The organism is Treponema primitia (assembly GCF_046533075.1).
Lineage (GTDB): Bacteria > Spirochaetota > Spirochaetia > Treponematales > Breznakiellaceae > Termitinema > Termitinema primitia_B.
Genome location: NZ_JAJQRB010000060.1, coordinates 23,274 through 39,551, shown reverse-complemented (window position 1 = coordinate 39,551; position 16,278 = coordinate 23,274). Strand labels below are relative to the sequence as shown.

Below are 16,278 nucleotides of genomic sequence, written 5' to 3'. Positions count from 1 at the left end.
CCCTTTCTTTAATGTAAAGAAAGGAATTTGAAGAAGGGATGAAAAATAATATTTTCTTCTCTCTCCTCTCCAAATCCCAATTTCTTATTTGTCGTCTACTACTTCGTAATCGGCATCTTCCGCACTTTTGGTGTTGTTACCGGGGCCGGAGGAATCGTCGCTGCTGGGACCCGCAGAGGGGCCGCTGCCCATGCCGCCCATTCCCATATCCGGTCCTGCGCCGCCTTGAGCGCCCTGCTGCTTGTAGAGCTCCTCGGCGATTTTGTAGGAAACCTGTTTCAGGGCTTCGGTTTTGTCCTTGATGGTTTGGATCTCTCCACCCTCCAGGGCCCTGCGCAGATCCGCAATGGCTTCTTCGGTCTTAGACTTATCTTCGGCGCTTATTTTATCGCCCAGGTCCTTAATGTTCTTTTCGGTACTGTAGATCATGGTGTCCGCTTCGTTGTGGACCTCCGCCTTTTCCCGCTCTTTCTTGTCTTCCTCGGCGTGGAGTTCCGCTTCCTTAACCATGCGGTCAATATCCTGGTCGTTCAGGCCCGAGGAGCTTTCGATACGGATTTTCTGTTCCTTACCGGTACCCAGGTCTTTCGCGGATACGTGCACTATACCGTTTGCATCAATATCGAAGGCGACCTCAACCTGGGGAACTCCCCGAGGCGCCGGCGGTATGCCCACCAAGTCGAAACGACCCAAGGTACGGTTCTGGTTGGCCATTTCCCGTTCACCCTGGAGTACATTGATGGAAACCGCGTTCTGACCATCCGCAGCGGTGGAGAAGATCTGGCTTTTCCGGGTGGGGATGGTGGTATTCCGGGGGATGAGCTTGGTCATAACCCCGCCCAGGGTTTCGATGCCCAGGGAAAGGGGTGTTACGTCCAGGAGGAGTACATCCTTCACATCACCACCAAGGATACCGCCCTGGATAGCGGCGCCAATGGCTACCGCTTCGTCAGGGTTAACCCCTTTATTTGGTTCTTTTTTAAACAGATCCTTTACGATCTGTTGTACCGCAGGGATACGTGTGGAGCCCCCCACTAAAATTACTTCGTCAATCTGATCCGCAGTGAGCCCCGCATCGCTCAGAGCCTTTTTACAAGGGTCTTTGGACCGTTCCAGCAGGTCCCCTACCATCTGTTCAAATTTTGCCCTGGTGAGGGACTTTTGGAGATGTTTGGGTCCCGTCTGATCCGCCGTAATAAACGGAAGGTTCACTTCGGTACCCTGCATGGCGGAAAGCTCTATCTTAGCTTTTTCCGCTGCCTCCCGAAGCCGCTGCAGGGCCATACGGTCCTTGGAAAGGTCGATTCCCGTATCCTGTTTGAATTCGGTGATAAGCCATTCCATGATGCGGCGGTCAAAATCGTCACCCCCCAGGTGGGTATCGCCGTTGGTGGATTTTACTTCAAAAACCCCTTCCCCCAGTTCCAGGATGGAAACATCGAAGGTACCGCCGCCCAGGTCGTAAACGGCGATGGTTTTTTCTTTTTTCTGGTCCTTATTGAAACCGAAGGCCAGGGAGGCCGCGGTTGGTTCGTTGATGATCCGTTTAACATCAAGGCCGGCGATCTTTCCCGCATCCTTGGTAGCCTGGCGCTGGGCGTCGTTGAAGTAGGCCGGTACGGTAATAACCGCCTCGGTAACCGCCTCGCCCAGATAGTCCTCGGCGGTCTTCTTCATCTTCTGCAATACGAAGGCGGAGATCTCCTGGGGAGAATATTTTTTCCCGTCAACGTCCACCCGGACATCATCTCCCTGTTCTACTACCTTATAGGACACCAGACTCATCTCGTTGGAAACCTCGGAATACCGACGTCCCATAAACCGCTTTATGGAATAAACAGTGTTTTCGGGGTTGGTGATCATCTGGTTTTTCGCGGGCTGGCCCACAGGCCGTTCGCCCTTGCTGGTAAACCCAACAATGGAGGGGGTTGTCCGGCCCCCTTCTGAATTCTGGATAACCACCGGTTCGCCGCCCTCAAGGACAGCCACACAAGAGTTGGTGGTCCCTAAGTCAATACCAATAATTTTGCCCATATATCGACTCCTTTACTTTAATATACTTAATTTTCTTGCCGAAGGGTTTCCTCGGGCATTAAAACCTTTACTTTAGCGCTTCTCACGACCCGGTCTTTAAGAGTATAGCCTTTAAAAAAATCTTCTTGAACCACGGGGTCGGTAATTTCCGGAGATTTTTCCATCATAATAGCCTCATGCCGGTTCGGGTCAAAGGCTTCACCCGCAGAATCAAATCGCTTAAGCCCCCATTTGTTTTCCAGCTGGGTGGTAAGGCGTTTTTCTATCAGGGTGATACCCTCGTAAAAACTGTCAAATTCCTTTGAGTTTTCCGCGGATTTAATAGCCCGGTCAAAATCGTCGATTATCAGAATAAGGTCTAAAAGCAGGCTCTGGTTGGCAAAGTCTATGGCATCCTGCTTTTCCCGGTTCATCCGTTTGCGGAAATTTTCAAAATCCGCGGCCTTCCGCAGATACAGATCATTGGCTTCCCTAAGCTTTTCTTCCAGGTCGGCGATCTTCTCTTCCGGGCTAAGTTCGGCTGACGCCGTTGCCGAGTCTGCCCCAGCATCCGCCGCCGGGTCGGATGACGGTACATCTATAGAAAGATCCGGCTCCGATCCACCCTGAACCGGGGCTGTCGGTTCACCTTCAGCGAAAGCTGCTTCTTCTGATTGAGTTTTTTCAATATCTTTCATTTTGTACAAAAATACTTATACCAGAGATAAAGGTCAAGGAAAATCCTTTTATTAATTAAAAGAAGAAATGGAAGAAATGCTGATCCGCCAGGACCAGGAAACCCAGGATCGCCATATAGAGGGCGAAGCCTCGGAAGGACCGGGTTTTGACAATTTTCAGCATAAATTTTATTGAGAAAAAACCGATTACCGCAGCGGTCACTGTTCCGGCTATCATAGACGCCGGATCCATAGTTGGGGGGAACCCACTTTTGGCAAGATCCTTTAGCTGCAAAATCAGGGCGCCCAGGATTGCCGGAATGGAGAGGAGGAAGGCGAATCGTGCGGCAAAATCCCGGTTCAGCCTGCGGGAAAGAGCCCCCGAAATGGTCAGCCCGGACCGGGAAACCCCCGGAATAATGGCGATAGCCTGACAAATACCGATAACCAGGGCATCAAACCAGTCCATAGCCGCCTGAGGCTTAACCCTTACCGAAAATCGAGACACCTGTTCCGATACCAGGAGGGCTAGGGCAGTGAAAAGGAAGGAAAATCCCAGAAAAGCTGCTGATTGGAAGGTTTCTTCGATAAAATCTTTCAAAAGGAGGGCCACAATAACCGTAGGTATGGTTGCCAGGATGAGGTACCCCGTAAGGGGCTGAACAATTCGCCGTAGGATGGTCGAAATATCGTTCCATAATACAATAAAAACCGCAATCAAGGTCCCCACGTGGACCAGGGTATCAAAAAGCAGCATCGGTTCAGCGATACCGAAAATTTTTTGTAAAAGGACCAGATGTCCGGAACTGCTTACCGGAAGAAATTCCGTAAGCCCCTGAATAGCGCCCAGAACAATGGCTTCAAATATATTCATTAATTTACCATAATGATAATATCAGCCCTATACAAGGCTACATCCTGTCCGGAGCTAAATGACGGCAATCATGACCCTAATCTTTAAAATATTACCTAAAATACCTGCTCTGTTGGTTGTAGTCAGTATTTGGTGTCTTTCTTCCCAGAGCATCCTCCCCACTCCAAAGGGCATCCTGGGCTTCGATAAACTCCAGCACGTAATTGCCTATCTGGTCCTCGCGGTTACCGTATTCTTCTGGTTTTCTCCCGCCCAACGTAAATTCCACCGTCTGCGGACCCTGTTTCTGCTTGTTTTTATCAGCTCCCTCTATGGGGTAATTGACGAGGTACACCAGTTTTTCGTACCCGGCCGTGACTGCAATGTATGGGACTGGATAGCCGACACCATCGGCGCCTTTCTCGGGGCTGTTTTTTTGGGGTCTGCTCTTTTCACCCCTCCCCCAAGTAAGCCTTCTTAATCCCCTCATTATTCAACAGCGCCGCTCCCGTGTCTTGCATGGTGATTACCCCAGTCTCCAGGACGTAGGCGTAGTCTGCTATTTCCAGCGCAGCGTGGGCGTTCTGTTCTATCAGCAATACGGTGGTACCGTTTTTGTTTATTTCCCGGACGATTTCGAAGATCATCCGGGAGACCAGGGGGGCAAGGCCCAGGGAGGGTTCATCCAGCATGAGAAGTTTTGGGCTTGACATGAGACCCCGGGCTACGGCGAGCATCTGCTGTTCACCGCCGCTCAGGGTACCGGCGTGCTGATGGGATCGTTCTTTGAGCCGGGGGAAGAGGGTGTAACAGCGGTCGCGGTCTTTTTTGATGCCCATCTTGTCGCTGCGGGCGTAGGCGCCCAGGCGGAGGTTTTCTTCCACCGTCAGGTTGGGGAATACGCGGCGGCCCTCGGGGATCAACACCAGACCCATGGAGACTATATCCTTGGTGTCTCGGCCGGTAATATCCGCTCCATTCCAAAGGATTTTACCTGAAGAGCTTTTTATCAGGCCAACAATACTGTTGAGCATAGTGCTTTTGCCTGCGCCATTGGCGCCGATAAGGGTAATGATCTTACCGTCCTCAACCTCTATGTCGATACCCCGCAGAGCGTGGATGCCGCCGTAGTATACCGAAAGGTTTTCCAGTTTAAGCATAACCCCTCATTTGTGCGGCGGATACCGCACAGTTGAATCGAAACGGAACGAAGTTTCGCATTAGTCCACCCCCAGGTAGGCGTCGATGACCTTCTGATTTTTCCGTATCTCTGCGGGGGCGCCCTTGGCGATGGTAATGCCGTAATCAAGCACATAAAGCCAGTTGCAGATACCCATCACTACCTGCATATGGTGTTCTATCAGTAATACTGAGATCTTGAATTTGTCCCGAATACCCACAATAAATTCCATCAGCTCCTGGGATTCCTGAGGGTTCATCCCCGCGGCAGGTTCGTCCAGGAGCAGCAGGCTTGGCTCGGTGGCCAGGGCGCGGACTATTTCCAGGCGGCGTTGTTTCCCGTATGGCAAGGATACTGCGTTATCATTGGCGTTATTGAGGAGTCCCACCGATTCCAACAGGTTTAAAGAAAATTCCCGGGCCTTTTTTTCCCGGGCTATATAGCCGGGAAGGTGCAGCACCGATTCAAAGAGATTGGGTTTCTCCCGGAGGTTACAGGCCACCAGAAGGTTTTCCAGCACCGTCATCTCATGGAAAAGGCGTATATTCTGAAAGGTCCGTGCTATACCCGTACCGGTGATCCTATGTGGCTGTTTACCGGCGATGTTTTTTCCGTTGAAAAGTATGGTTCCCCTGGTGGGTGTATAGACCCCGGTAATTACGTTAAAGGCCGTGGTTTTTCCCGCACCGTTAGGGCCGATGAGTCCTACAATTTCACCGTCCGCCACGGTGATGGAAAAATCGGATACCGCGGTGAGGCCGCCGAACTGCATGGTAATGTTGTTGGTTTCCAGCATTACGCGCCTCCACGACCCAAGAGTTTTTTTATTAGCCCGGCATCAAGGATGCGGTTCCAGGAAAATTCTTTTTTCCCCATAAGGCCTTCCTGGCGATAGATTACCACTAAGAGAAGGAGGGCGCTGAATACCACCATCCGGAGGCCCGGAAGACCCTGGGTTCGGAAAAGCAGCAGGTTTAGGGGGCCGTCCAGGAAACGGAGGGCCTCCATGGAGATCGTTACTATAAGTGAGGCGATTATCGATCCGGTGATGCTGCCGTTGCCCCCAAGGACCACAATGAGCAGGATGTTATAGGTCAGGCTGAAGGTGAACATTTTTGGGTCAATGGTGCTCATCAGGTGGCCCAGGAGGGCGCCGCCTACGCCGGCCATAAAACTGGAAATAGTAAAACTGAGGATTTTAACCCGGGCAATGTGGATGCCCATGGCCTGGGCAGCTATTTCGTTATCTCGAACCGCCTTGCAGGCCCGGCCAAAAGCGGAGTTTATGAGCGCAATCATGAAGACCACCGTTAGGAACACTAAGGCCCAGATCATATAGGTACTTGCATATTTCGGCAGCCCCTTAAGGCCCAGGGCGCCGTTGGTTACCGGTTGAAGATTGGTGAGTACCACCCGGATTATCTCAGAAAAGCCCAGGGTGGCGATGGCTAGATAGTCGTCCCGAAGCCGCAGTACCGGTGTGCCGATGAGGAAACCCGCCAGGGCTGCCGTAAGCCCGGCAATGATAAGGGCGGGGATAAAGGGAAGCTCCACATTCGCCAGGATAGGGACAATGGGGGTCATAAAGTAATTCATGCTTTTCTGGGCAGGACTCATGGTGAGGAGGGCGCTCACATAGGCGCCAATGGCCATGAAACCCGAGTGGCCCAGAGAAAAGAGTCCGGTAAAGCCGTTAAGCAGGTTGAGCGAGAGCGCAAGAATAATATAGATTCCGCAGAGGTTGAAGATCCTTCGGGAAAAGGAACTAAAGACCGTGTCCGCCAGAATGACAAAGCCAAGGGCCAGGATGAGAGCGATAATGCTTACGGTACGGTTTTGTTTTTTGTCCAGAATCATCCGCCGCTCCCTATACCTTTTCTACCTGGTTTCTGCCCAGAAGACCCGAGGGCTTTACCATGAGCACAAAAATGAGTAATACAAAGGCAAAGGCGTCCCGGTAACCCGTAAGGGTTGGGAGGAATGCGATGATCATGATCTCGATGAAGCCCAGGAGGAGACCCCCCAGGACAGCTCCGGATATATTGCCGATTCCGCCGATAACTGCGGCGATAAAACATTTGAGCCCGGGAATCATCCCCATGGTGGGGTTAAGCTGGGGGTATTTGGTTGCCCACATGACTCCCCCGATGGCGGCTAATACCGAACCGGCGCCAAAGGTAAACGAGACGATCCGGTTTACATCAATGCCCATAAGCCGGGCTGCGGACAGATCCGTGGAAACTGCCCGCATGGCCATGCCGGTTTTTGTTTTGAGCACAATGATCAACAGTATCGTTAATAATACTGCGGTAAGCACCGGAATAAGGAGGCTGATGTAGGCTACAGAAACACTGCCAATGTGGGCCACATGGTTAAAAAGCTCCGGTACCGGGAAGCCCTTGGGCCGCCCGCCGAAGATTACCGTGGCCAGGTTTTCCAGCAGGAAGGATGCGCCGATGGCGCTTATCATAATGGAAATCTTGGGAGAATTACGCAGGGGTTTATAGGCCACCCGTTCCAGACCTATGCCGAAGATCCCCGTGAGTCCAAAGGCTACAATAAAGCCGACCCACCAGGGCATAAAAAAGACCGTAACCGCGTAAAAGGCGATATAGCCGCCGAGCATAAACACATCGCCATGGGCAAAGTTGATGAGCCGGAGTATGCCGTACACCATGGTATAGCCGATGGCGATGAGGGCGTAGAGACTACCCAAGGACAGGGCGTTGGAGATATGCTGCAGAAATACATCAAAGTTCACTCGTCCTGTCCTTTTTTACGATCTAGGGATTAACAATGGTCTGGAAAGCGAACTTTCCCCCCTTAACAATCTTGAGGAATGCACTCTTAGTGGCATCCCCGTTGGAGTCTAGGGAAACGATCCCGGCGGCGCCCACAAAGCCCTGGGTTTTTGCAATAGCGTCCCGAATAGCCTGGGGGTTCACCGAGCCGGCCCGCTTGATGGCGTCCAAGGCGACTAGATAGCCGTCATAACCAAGCGCGGTTACTGCAGCGGGTTCCTTGTTGTACCGGGCGCGGTATTCTTTAAGGAAGGATTCCGCTATCGGGGAAGCAGCGTATTCGGAGGCGAAGAAGGTAGAAAACACTGCCCCTTCAACGTATTCCCGGCCCACATCGATGAATTCCGGGGTCTCCCAGGTATCACCGCCGATAAAGGGCACATTGATGCCCAGTTCCCGGGCCTGTTTAATGACCAGGGCGGATTCGGTGTAATTGCCCGGAGCGAAGATTACCTCGGGATTCAGGGCTTTGATACCGGTGAGTTGGGCGCTGAAGTCCTGATCGCCGGTATTGTAATTAACTGTGGTCAGGATGGCGCTATTGTTCTTGGTGAGAAGCTTGAAATTATCGGAGAAGAATTTCGCCAGCCCTACGGAGTAATCGTTAGAAACCTCCTGAACAATGACGGCGGTCTTAGCCTTGAGATCGTTGAAGGCGTAGTTGGACATAACGATTCCCTGGAAGGGATCGATAAAGCATACCCGGAAGTAGTAATCATTTCCCGCAGTAACCAGGGGATTGGTGCAGGAAAGGCCGATTACGGGGATCTTTGCATCCTTGGCGACTTCGCCTCCGGCCATGGAAAGGGATGAACCCCAGGAACCGAGGATGACCTGGACCTTCTCCCGGTCGATAAGCCGCTGAACCGCAGTGGCCGCTTCAACCTTATCGGATTTGTTATCCACAATAGCCAACTCAACTTTGTAGGTCTTCCCGCCAACTTCAATAGTGGGGAAAAGTTCGTTGGCAAGACGTATTCCTTCGGTTTCCATAGCCCCGCCCGCAGCGTTTGCCCCGGTCATGGGTTCAAAAACCCCGATTTTGATAATATCCCCATTACCGGCCGCGACGGTATTCTTTTTACAGCCGGTAATCAGGGAGACCGCCAGGAGCGCCATAAACACCCCTAAGCTTAACCCTTTAATAGCTTTTTTCATAAATTCCTCCATTTTAAAAAAACGCTTAAAATATTACGCTATTATGCATTATTACCGCCAATATAGCAAGGATGTTGAAAAACCGTTTAGGGATTGATTGGACCGGGAGCTTCTTCATTTGCCCCGGATGGTGTTGTATTCCAAATAAGCCTTTATTGCCCGTCTGGTTGAATCAAAGGCCAGATCCTCCGGTTTAATGTCTCCGGGTTTAACAAAACGAATCCCGCCAATTTCCTTTTCTTCCAGCTTGAAATCTCCGGGTTTGAGGCCCGGAACGGTGATGGTAAAAAAAAGATCGCAGGTATTGTAGGTAATGTTCTTATAAGGGTAGATATTGGGGAAGGAGGCAAAGAGGGTGAAGTTCGGCCCCGGGTCCCAACCGAGCTCCTCCCGGCATTCCCGGCGCAGGCCCTCAAAGGCGCCCTCTCCGGGGTCCACAAAGCCGCCGGGTAGATCCAGCTTTCCCTTGGCGGGGTCCTTGGCCCGGACCAGGAGAATAATTTCCTCCCCCGTACTGACAACACAACCCGTGGCGGCGGCGGTATTATGGTAATATGAAAATCCGCAGTCCGGGCAGTGGAATTTTTTGTTGTTTTCAAACTGAATGTTTTGGGAACCGCAGGACGGGCAAAATTTAAACATGCTAACCTCGTTGAATAGGACTTTTCTGTATTATATAATAGCAACCATGATTTGTGAATGTTCTTTAACGGTTCGTACCTACGAATGTGACAGCTATGGCCATGTGAACAACGCCAACTATCTGAACTACCTGGAATTTGCCCGGTACCAGCTGCTCAAAGCCGTGGGCTTCGATTATCCCAAGGTGATTAAAGCCGGTTACGGGGTCTATGTTGCCAAGGTTGTGATCGAATACAAGAAATCCGCCATAGCGGAGGATGAGCTTCTTATCAAATCCTGGCCTATCAAGAAGGGCGCAGTAAGCGGCATTATCGCCCAGCGCATACTCCGGGGCGAGGATATCATCGCCGAGGCGGAGGTCACCTGGGCCTTCGTGGATTCCAAGGGCATACCCACCAAGATCCCCCCGGAATGGGATATGCCAGGGCTCAAACCGGATTCAGCGTAGCATCAGGGAAGCCCCCCTCTTCTCCGTGTCCTCTGTGTTCTTCCCTCTGCGTCCTCTGCGGTTTCTCTTCTTTGTCCGTGGTTAAATTCTTGGTTATTTCACCGTAAAAGCAGTATCCGCCAGGGTGCGGACGGCGGCGCTGAGTTCCCGGGCGGAGAGCTTTGGGAGCGGGATGGGGCGCTGCCATACCGAGGCGCCTCGGCCGGCATCGTAGAGTTCGCAGCGGAGTTCGCCGGAGCCGATGGTGACGGTCAGGCGGAAACGGGGCGGAATGGCGTTGCTGGTTTCGTATACCGGGATCAGCTGAAAACCCGCCTTGGGGAGCAGCCTACGAAGGGACCGTTCTATGCGGCGGGTTTCTTCGGCCGGTCTATCGCCGTCGGAACCGAAGAGTTCGATGATAAGTTCCACCGGGAGTTTAATGCCCTTCTGGCGGAGAGCTCCGCGGTTCAGAGCGTAGAGCCGTTCGGCGGTGTCCTGCCGTTCATCACGGCGGTTAGCGCCCTTGGCCAGAAGGGCAAGTTCGGTATAGGTATCGGCTATCATATCCCGTTCCCATATTGGGTCAAAGGCGTCGATGGTCTGGCGGAGGAGTTCCCGGTTCTTAAAGAGGGCTCCCGCTTCTTCATCGTAGGAATTGGCCGCCTGGGGGATCAGGGACGTCTCAAAATCCCGGGCCATGGTAAGATAAACATTGGCCCGCCGGGGGTAGGCCTCAAAGGCGTTGTAGTATTGGATTAGGGCATCCAGACGGAGTTCTCCTGATACCGGCGTTTCCGCCCCATAAGCTTGGGCCGAAAGGAGGCTGTACTTCCGGAAGAGATGGCGGTGGACGGCGGACTTAAACCGGTAGTATTGCAGCCGGACGAAATTATTGAGGCGATCCCTAAGACCGCTGTAGGGGCTCAGGGCTTGAGTTTCCGCCAACCCGGAATAGGTGTGCCAGAGGATTTGGTGGAGATCCCGTTTATACCGGTCCGGATCGATACCGTAGTTCATCATCCATGACAGGTCTCGGGAATTAAGGCTGTCTTCGGCATAGAGCCGGGCTTCCTCAAGCCGGCCGGCGATTTGGAAAACCTGGGCCATGTTGATCTTGGACAGGGGGGAGTTATCGATTTCGTAGGCCTCCTGGTAATCCGCAAAGGTCCGGGGAAAATCCAGCCGGTGGAGGTACAGTTCCCCCCGTGCCAGCCATCCGGAGGCGCGGTTCTGGGAGGCCAGGGAAGAGTTGGTCCGCTCCAGGGATTCGGGAAAATGGTAAAACCGGGCTTCCAGAAGGGATAGGTTGTAATGGGCCACCGAAGCAAAGGCCCGATCCCCCCACTTTTTCCCCCCCTCAATTGCTTCCAAATACCATTTTTTCGCGTCCTCGTACCGAAACATTTCGGAATAGATGGTACCCAGGGTCATGGCGAAATCGGGGCTTGGGCCGAACCGGTTCTGGGTATCCAGGAGGAGCCGTTCCCCTTCGCCCAGCCGGTGGAGCTTGTAGTACATCCACGCCAGGTTGCCGATGGCATCCAGGTTGTCCGGGAATGTGGTTAAGAGCCGTTCCAGATACTCCACCGCTGTGGCGTTTTCGTTCAGATACCCCGCGGTAAGGGCCATCTCGTACAGAAGATCCGGGTCGTAGGGTATCAGGGTTTCCGTTTTTCGGAAGGCCTCCCAGGCAAGTCCGTAGAGCTTACGGCTTTCGTAGAGCCGCCCCAGGGCCCAGGAAAACCGGAAGTCCAGGGGAAATTCTTCCATACCCTGGGTGTATAGCTCGATAGCCCGCTCCCAGAATTCAGCCTGCTGGGCATCCTGGGCTTGGTTGTAAAGCGGGGCGAATTCGCTGCTTTCCGTTATCCGGGACTGGTCATCCTGGGCTCGCGCCGTATCCCCGCTTAGGGGGATCAGCAGGATTGCCAGGAACAGCGCCAAGCGGCGTCCGGCGTTTTTTGCGGCCATGGCCAGGGGCGGCAGGAGCCAGCCGAGGATACGCCGGGGGAGGGATACCTGTTTCCGGTAGTTTGCCGAGAATAGGCGGTACTGCCCGTCCAGGGTTTTCCACTGTTCCGCAGTATATTCCGGGGCGTAGCGGGCGGCGGCTATGTTCTGGTAAAGATCCCGGGTACCCGGGAAGAAAGGCTCCATATCCCGGGCCCACTCGGCCTCTCCCTTTGTCCGGGCATCCCGTTTATAGCCCGCCAGGCGGAGCCTCCGGAGAGTATGGACCCAGAGAAGGCCCGCTTTTTTCCGGGGCTTTCGCGCCAGCTTTGAAAGCCAGAGGAAACCGGTACGTATGCTTAAGAAGATGCTGCAGACCAGGGTGATCACCAGGGGCAGCCAATGGTTCCGGAGGAAGGAACGGACATTACGGCCAAGCGCGCCCAGGACAGTGGTGGTAGAGTTATCGTCGGCGCCTTCCTTGGGATTCAGGCGGGAACGGTTTTCCAGGATTTCCCGCATAAGCCGTTCAAACAGATCCTGGGGAACCCCGGAGGAAAAGCGAAAGTCCTCGTCCTCCGCTAAGTTTTCCGTGGTGGGGTCGTATTCTATCCAGCCGTACCCGGGGTAGCGGACCTCCACCCAGGCATGGGCCATATCGGAACGGACCGGGTAATAGTTAAAGGTATCCAGAGAAGGATCGATAAAAAAGCCTGCGGCGATCCGGGCAGGGATACCCAGGGAGCGCAGGAGCATGGTAAAGGCAAATGCGTAATAGGAACAGTAACCCTTTTTAGTTTCAAAGAGGAAATAGCCCAGCTGATCGCCGTCCGGGGCAATCCCCGGTTTCAGGCTGTAACGGTAATCGCCGTATTTCAGGGTCTCAAAGATAACCTGAATCTTTTCCCAGTTGGATGCAAGCCCCTGGGTAAGCTCCTTGGCATATTCGGCTATCCGTTCGTTTTCGCCGTACTCGGTATAGTAGGCGTACTCTTCCGGGCTTAGTTCCAGGCTTTCCCCCGAAAGCTCCTCCGGCATGGCGTCCGCCAACTCGAAGGGCAATACTTCGCTGGTCTGGCTTTGAACGGCATAGGCGGAACTGAAGGAGGAGGCGTCCCAACTGTCAAAGGGAACAATTTCCACGGGCTCCTTTAAGGCGATCAGGGCGGAGGAATCGAAATTAACCAGAAAATATTCCTGGTTGGTAAAGCGAAAATTTTCTATGGGCTCCGCTTCCAGAACGATACGCCGGTCCGGCAGCCGCTGTGGCTGGGCGGCTTCATCGATCGTTTCGTGGCGGTAGAATCCCTGTTTGGGGTTGTAGCCGGAAAGTACGTAACGCCTCAGGTAAATGTGATCATCCTCAGGATCCTTGCGGACGATAAAGACCAGATCATCGTTCATGCTGATTTCACTTTCCAGCCGCAGTACCTGGGAAAAATCGAAGTGGAACATATTCGGTTCCAGGAGCCCACCGCCCTTATCCACCGCCCCTTCCTGGGAAGGCCGTATCATGAGCATCCCCCCAAGGACAACCAGTATAAACAGGGTCAGCCCCCCCAGTATCCCCTCCCGTTTTTTCAGCCGGTACTCCGGGGGCAGGGAGAGCATAAACGCGAGAATCTGCAGGAAAATGATGAGGGAAAAAACGGCGATCATCAGCACCGGCCAGCGGTAAGCGGGGAGATCAGAGCTGCGGACTATGGAGTAAAGCACCAGGAGGAGCACGTCCGCGGCGATAATATCGGCCCGCAAAAAACGGCGGAACCGGGCGGCAAAGTAGGTAGAAAAGGCCGCCCAATAAAAGGGAACCAAGACGACAAAGCTGTTCCGGTCCAGGTTGAGGAGCAGGGAATCCAGGGTGATAGCAACACCGGGCACAAAGAGCCGTGGCAAGGCGATACCCGCCCGGGCAGCCCAGGGTATGAGAAATAGGATCAGTAGGGCGCCAACGGTGCCAGGCACCTTTTTGGCGAGATATAGCGCACTAAGGAAGGCGAAGATTAGGGTGGCGGCGTAAACAGCGGTATCCGCCAGATCGGCGGCCAGGAGACGGAACTGCCAGAGTATGGCGAAGAGGGCTACGGACCTAAGAAGGAGGGCGATTAGGTGTTGAAGCTTTGCGGATCGATCGGGCATCTCCATTTTTAGAGCGTAGCATAAATAAGGCGTTTTGCAAACGCAGGACCTTCCGGAACAACTTAGCCCCTCTGGGACATGATTTCCAAAATTGCCCTGTTGGTATTTTCCATCCCGGTTTTTGTAAGATATTCCATGTTCCGGAATACATCGTGGATATCTTCCGCCAGGATGCCATCATCTTCGGATATGGAAAAATCCGAGACCGCGGTCATGGCGGACAGGGCGGCGGTGGCGGCGGAAATGGCTACCTTGTTGGCGCAGCCTTCCTTGGCGCCGTCGCAGATCATCCCGGTTATTCCGCCGATCATGCTGCGGATGGCTCCCATCATTTGGGCGGTATTACCGTCCAGGAGATAGACTATACCTACTGCGGCGGCAAGGCCGGAAGCAACGCCGCAGGCGCATATGGGCGCCAGGGTACCCAGGTAGGCTTTGGCGAACAGATTCACCCCCATGGCCATGGCAAGTCCGCGGATTAGCTTTTCCCGGGGCACTTCCAGTTTTTCAGCCGCCGCCGCAACGGTGAGGAAAATGGTGATCCCCTGGTTTCCGCTGCCCGTGGCGATCATCACCGGCAGCTGAACCCCGGTCATACGGGCAAAGGAGGCCGCCCCGGTAAGCATCTGCACGTGGGGAATAAGGGAGTCCCCCCAGAGGAGGTTCTTGTTCAAGGCAGAAAGGGATTTGCCAAAACCCATCTCCATCCCCTTGGCCGCTATGTTCCGGTTGATCGCCACACCCTCTTCAAGAAAACTGATTTTTTCAAGGGCGGCCTCGTCGGCAAACTGCCGCAACCGGCCCAGGGTGAATTTTTTAATCCGTTCCGCATCAAGGTTAATCTCCGGCTCAAAGACACTGTAGGGGGGGTGCTCGACACCGGCTATGTGGTCGTGGTTCTTATAGGTGATGACCCGGGTTTCGGCAATGTCGGTGGTTATGATCGTTTCAATGTAGAGTTCGCTGCAATCTTCCCGGGGACTGACGGCGATCCGGGGCAACAGCGATTGTGCGGCCCTTTCATGCTCCCCCGTAATCCTGCTCAGCACATCCATCCCGTCGTCGGGATCTCCACCCAGGATGCCCAGGGCGGCGCAGAGTTTAATACCCCGGCCTGAAACTCCGGGGATCCCCACGAACATGGCGTTTTTAAGTAAGCCCATATCCATTTTAATGGTTACCGATTTGATTTCCCCCGGAGTATGTTTACGGGCAACCGCGCAATTCAGGGCAATCGCCACGGGTTCCGTACAGCCTGTGGCGATTTTCACGGAATCCTTGATCTGGTCAAGGAGAAATTCAAAGTCTTCCATCAATCCCTATCCATTGTTACAGGCAATGGCTTCAATTTCTATGGATGCATCCCTTGGAAGCCGGGATATTTCTATGGTTGACCGGGCCGGAAAGACGGACCCCGCAAAAAATTCACCATAAATCTTGTTTACCGTCTCAAAATCCGCCAGGTTTTTAAGAAAAATAGTGGTCTTAACCACATTATTCCGGCTAAGCCCCGCTTCCTGTAGAATGTTATCGATATTCTGCAGACTTGCCCGGGCCTGTTCGCCGATGTTACCGCCCATTTTTCCGGTTTCCGCATCTATAGGCAGCTGGCCGGAGATGTAGAGAAATCCCCCGGCCGATATAGCCTGTGAATAGGGGCCTATGGCCGCCGGCGCCTTGGTTGTTGCGATTGCTTTTTTCATACCGTTTCCTTTTTTTGGGACGATTTATGTTCCCGTATATAGTTGTAAATGGTGTAACGGGAAACCGAAAGTTCCCGCGCCACAATATCGATCGCTCCGCGTATATCAAATAGTCCTTTCTTAATAAGTTCACACACGATGGTCTTGTTTTTCTCGTGGTTGGGAATATCATGATGTCCGTTTATGTTTATGATCGTTGCCCGCAGGGTTGTTTGTATCAGTTCATCCAGGTTAGTCACGAAATTTTCCGGACCTTCGGGATTTTCCGCCTGTGGAATAGCCAAGGTGTTAATCAGGCTAAGCAGTGGGGCGTTCATGTTCATGTTAATACATATCATGCCAATAGGCTTGTTTGCGGGGTTACGGATCGTGACGGTAATGGACCGCAGGGTTTTTCCGTCCGTGGTTTTTGAATAGGAGCAATCGGTGACATCCTTGCTGGTGTTGGCGGATTCCCGGAGAATTTTCATTCCCAGTTCCGTTATGGGGGACCCTAGACCTCGGCCGGTTACATGGCTGTTGGCAATATGAATAACTGAGCAATCCAGGCTCTCAAGGGAATGGAGTACCACCTCGCAATTCTCGCCCATAAAAGCGGCAATACCGTCTACAATGGGTTTTACGGAGTCCAGAATCTGCTTATCCTTTACGGTTATTGAAGCATGGGTTGTTGTCATCTCTGAAATGAATAATAAACCAAACTTTGCAAATTTGTCAATAAGAATTAAAAAA

The 16,278-nt window shown here is 53.0% G+C and carries 15 protein-coding genes; 2 read left to right on the top strand and 13 right to left on the bottom strand.

Going from position 1 to position 16,278, the window contains the following annotated elements; translation table 11 throughout:
• Positions 1-84: 84 nt before the first annotated feature.
• Genes dnaK through LQZ19_RS12710 form a run of 3 tightly spaced genes read right to left on the bottom strand, consistent with a single transcriptional unit; the run spans position 85 to position 3,564 of the window.
• Complete coding sequence (dnaK, locus tag LQZ19_RS12720) at positions 85-2,034, bottom strand: molecular chaperone DnaK (protein ID WP_411048048.1); 1,950 nt, start codon at positions 2,032-2,034, stop codon at positions 85-87.
• 26 nt (positions 2,035-2,060) lie between these two features.
• Complete coding sequence (gene grpE, locus LQZ19_RS12715; RefSeq protein WP_411048047.1) at positions 2,061-2,711, bottom strand: nucleotide exchange factor GrpE; 651 nt, start codon at positions 2,709-2,711, stop codon at positions 2,061-2,063.
• Between the two features lie 55 nt (positions 2,712-2,766).
• Complete coding sequence (locus LQZ19_RS12710; RefSeq protein ID WP_411048046.1) at positions 2,767-3,564, bottom strand: undecaprenyl-diphosphate phosphatase; 798 nt, start codon at positions 3,562-3,564, stop codon at positions 2,767-2,769.
• Between the two features lie 58 nt (positions 3,565-3,622).
• On the opposite strand from LQZ19_RS12710, the gene LQZ19_RS12705 reads away from it, so the two are divergent.
• Complete coding sequence (locus LQZ19_RS12705; RefSeq protein ID WP_411048045.1) at positions 3,623-4,024, top strand: VanZ family protein; 402 nt, start codon at positions 3,623-3,625, stop codon at positions 4,022-4,024.
• Here LQZ19_RS12705 and LQZ19_RS12700 read toward each other — a convergent pair.
• The 6 genes from LQZ19_RS12700 to LQZ19_RS12675 form a co-directional block, all read right to left on the bottom strand.
• Positions 3,996-4,703, bottom strand: a complete 708-nt coding sequence (locus LQZ19_RS12700) for an ABC transporter ATP-binding protein (protein WP_411048044.1) — start codon at positions 4,701-4,703, stop codon at positions 3,996-3,998. The two genes, LQZ19_RS12705 and LQZ19_RS12700, sit on opposite strands and share 29 nt — an antisense overlap.
• A gap of 60 nt (positions 4,704-4,763) precedes the next feature.
• Positions 4,764-5,519, bottom strand: a complete 756-nt coding sequence (locus tag LQZ19_RS12695; RefSeq protein ID WP_411048043.1) for an ABC transporter ATP-binding protein — start codon at positions 5,517-5,519, stop codon at positions 4,764-4,766.
• Positions 5,519-6,580 (bottom strand): branched-chain amino acid ABC transporter permease, encoded by a 1,062-nt coding sequence (locus LQZ19_RS12690; RefSeq protein ID WP_411048042.1) that lies wholly within the window; start codon positions 6,578-6,580, stop codon positions 5,519-5,521. The genes LQZ19_RS12695 and LQZ19_RS12690 overlap by 1 nt, the downstream gene beginning before the upstream one ends.
• A gap of 10 nt (positions 6,581-6,590) precedes the next feature.
• Positions 6,591-7,484 (bottom strand): branched-chain amino acid ABC transporter permease, encoded by an 894-nt coding sequence (locus LQZ19_RS12685; protein WP_411048041.1) that lies wholly within the window; start codon positions 7,482-7,484, stop codon positions 6,591-6,593.
• 22 nt (positions 7,485-7,506) lie between these two features.
• Positions 7,507-8,682 carry an ABC transporter substrate-binding protein gene (locus LQZ19_RS12680; RefSeq protein ID WP_411048040.1) on the bottom strand — a complete coding sequence of 392 codons (1,176 nt, stop codon included), beginning with the start codon at positions 8,680-8,682 and terminating at the stop codon, positions 7,507-7,509.
• Between the two features lie 114 nt (positions 8,683-8,796).
• On the bottom strand, positions 8,797-9,324 hold the full coding sequence (locus LQZ19_RS12675) for an NUDIX hydrolase (protein ID WP_411048039.1): 528 nt from the start codon (positions 9,322-9,324) through the stop codon (positions 8,797-8,799).
• Between the two features lie 46 nt (positions 9,325-9,370).
• Between LQZ19_RS12675 and LQZ19_RS12670 the strand changes: the two genes are divergently transcribed.
• Entirely contained in the window at positions 9,371-9,772 is a 402-nt protein-coding gene (locus LQZ19_RS12670; RefSeq protein WP_411048038.1) for an acyl-CoA thioesterase, read from the top strand.
• Positions 9,773-9,865: 93 nt separating this feature from the next.
• On the opposite strand, the gene LQZ19_RS12665 is transcribed toward LQZ19_RS12670, so the two are convergent.
• The 4 genes from LQZ19_RS12665 to LQZ19_RS12650 are packed head-to-tail and all read right to left on the bottom strand — an operon-like array spanning position 9,866 to position 16,223.
• Positions 9,866-13,849 carry a transglutaminase domain-containing protein gene (locus tag LQZ19_RS12665; protein WP_411048037.1) on the bottom strand — a complete coding sequence of 1,328 codons (3,984 nt, stop codon included), beginning with the start codon at positions 13,847-13,849 and terminating at the stop codon, positions 9,866-9,868.
• Between the two features lie 56 nt (positions 13,850-13,905).
• Positions 13,906-15,156, bottom strand: coding sequence for an L-cysteine desulfidase family protein (locus tag LQZ19_RS12660; protein WP_411048036.1), 1,251 nt, complete (start codon positions 15,154-15,156; stop codon positions 13,906-13,908).
• Between the two features lie 6 nt (positions 15,157-15,162).
• Positions 15,163-15,546, bottom strand: coding sequence for a RidA family protein (locus tag LQZ19_RS12655; RefSeq protein ID WP_411048035.1), 384 nt, complete (start codon positions 15,544-15,546; stop codon positions 15,163-15,165).
• Positions 15,543-16,223, bottom strand: coding sequence for a helix-turn-helix transcriptional regulator (locus tag LQZ19_RS12650; RefSeq protein ID WP_411048034.1), 681 nt, complete (start codon positions 16,221-16,223; stop codon positions 15,543-15,545). Before LQZ19_RS12650 ends, LQZ19_RS12655 begins: the two co-directional genes overlap by 4 nt.
• Between the last annotated feature and the right edge of the window lie 55 nt (positions 16,224-16,278).

What these genes read in the sequence shown, in the direction of transcription:
- dnaK (WP_411048048.1), bottom strand. Translation starts at nt 2,034, where the DNA reads ATGGGCAAAATTATTGGTATTGACTTAGGGACCACCAACTCTTGTGTG.
- grpE (WP_411048047.1), bottom strand. Translation starts at nt 2,711, where the DNA reads ATGAAAGATATTGAAAAAACTCAATCAGAAGAAGCAGCTTTCGCTGAA.
- LQZ19_RS12710 (WP_411048046.1), bottom strand. Translation starts at nt 3,564, where the DNA reads ATGAATATATTTGAAGCCATTGTTCTGGGCGCTATTCAGGGGCTTACG.
- LQZ19_RS12705 (WP_411048045.1), top strand. Translation starts at nt 3,623, where the DNA reads ATGACGGCAATCATGACCCTAATCTTTAAAATATTACCTAAAATACCT.
- LQZ19_RS12700 (WP_411048044.1), bottom strand. Translation starts at nt 4,703, where the DNA reads ATGCTTAAACTGGAAAACCTTTCGGTATACTACGGCGGCATCCACGCT.
- LQZ19_RS12695 (WP_411048043.1), bottom strand. Translation starts at nt 5,519, where the DNA reads ATGCTGGAAACCAACAACATTACCATGCAGTTCGGCGGCCTCACCGCG.
- LQZ19_RS12690 (WP_411048042.1), bottom strand. Translation starts at nt 6,580, where the DNA reads ATGATTCTGGACAAAAAACAAAACCGTACCGTAAGCATTATCGCTCTC.
- LQZ19_RS12680 (WP_411048040.1), bottom strand. Translation starts at nt 8,682, where the DNA reads ATGAAAAAAGCTATTAAAGGGTTAAGCTTAGGGGTGTTTATGGCGCTC.
- LQZ19_RS12675 (WP_411048039.1), bottom strand. Translation starts at nt 9,324, where the DNA reads ATGTTTAAATTTTGCCCGTCCTGCGGTTCCCAAAACATTCAGTTTGAA.
- LQZ19_RS12670 (WP_411048038.1), top strand. Translation starts at nt 9,371, where the DNA reads ATGATTTGTGAATGTTCTTTAACGGTTCGTACCTACGAATGTGACAGC.
- LQZ19_RS12665 (WP_411048037.1), bottom strand. Translation starts at nt 13,849, where the DNA reads ATGGAGATGCCCGATCGATCCGCAAAGCTTCAACACCTAATCGCCCTC.
- LQZ19_RS12660 (WP_411048036.1), bottom strand. Translation starts at nt 15,156, where the DNA reads ATGGAAGACTTTGAATTTCTCCTTGACCAGATCAAGGATTCCGTGAAA.
- LQZ19_RS12655 (WP_411048035.1), bottom strand. Translation starts at nt 15,546, where the DNA reads ATGAAAAAAGCAATCGCAACAACCAAGGCGCCGGCGGCCATAGGCCCC.
- LQZ19_RS12650 (WP_411048034.1), bottom strand. Translation starts at nt 16,223, where the DNA reads ATGACAACAACCCATGCTTCAATAACCGTAAAGGATAAGCAGATTCTG.